The sequence below is a fragment of the Catenulispora pinisilvae genome (assembly GCF_015356865.1).
Lineage (GTDB): Bacteria > Actinomycetota > Actinomycetes > Streptomycetales > Catenulisporaceae > Catenulispora > Catenulispora pinisilvae.
In genome coordinates, this window is the sequence record NZ_JAAFZA010000611.1 from 1 (window position 1) to 405 (window position 405).

Consider the following 405-nt stretch of genomic DNA (forward strand, 5'->3'; position numbering starts at 1 on the left):
GGATCGGGCTGGCCGGGCGGGATCCGGCGGGCTTGGAGGCGTTCGCACGGGCGGTGTCGACGCCCGGTAGTGCCCAGTACGGGCACTACCTGACGCCGACGCAGGCCCGGGCCCGGTTCGGGCCGTCGGATGCGCAGGTCAAGGCGGTGCGGGGGTGGCTCGGCAAGGCCGGGATGCACGTGACGGGCCAGGATTCACATTGGATCGACGCGTCCGGGAGCGCCGGGGCGGTGCGGGCGGCGTTCAGCGAGGGGACACGGACGCCGGCATTGCCGCGGGATGTGGCCGGCGCGGTGGCGAACGTGGCGCAGATCGGGCAGTCGCAGGTGCGGGGGATGCGGGAGGGGGCGACGGCGGCGATCTCGGCGCGGCAGGGGTTGGCCGGTCACTCGATCGGCACAAGTA

Annotated in this window: 1 protein-coding gene; it reads left to right on the plus strand. The window is 74.3% G+C overall.

Going from position 1 to position 405, the window contains the following annotated elements; all coding sequences use genetic code 11:
- The coding region (locus IZR01_RS49595) for a protease pro-enzyme activation domain-containing protein (protein WP_267255026.1) at window positions 1-405 on the plus strand (405 nt) is incomplete at both ends.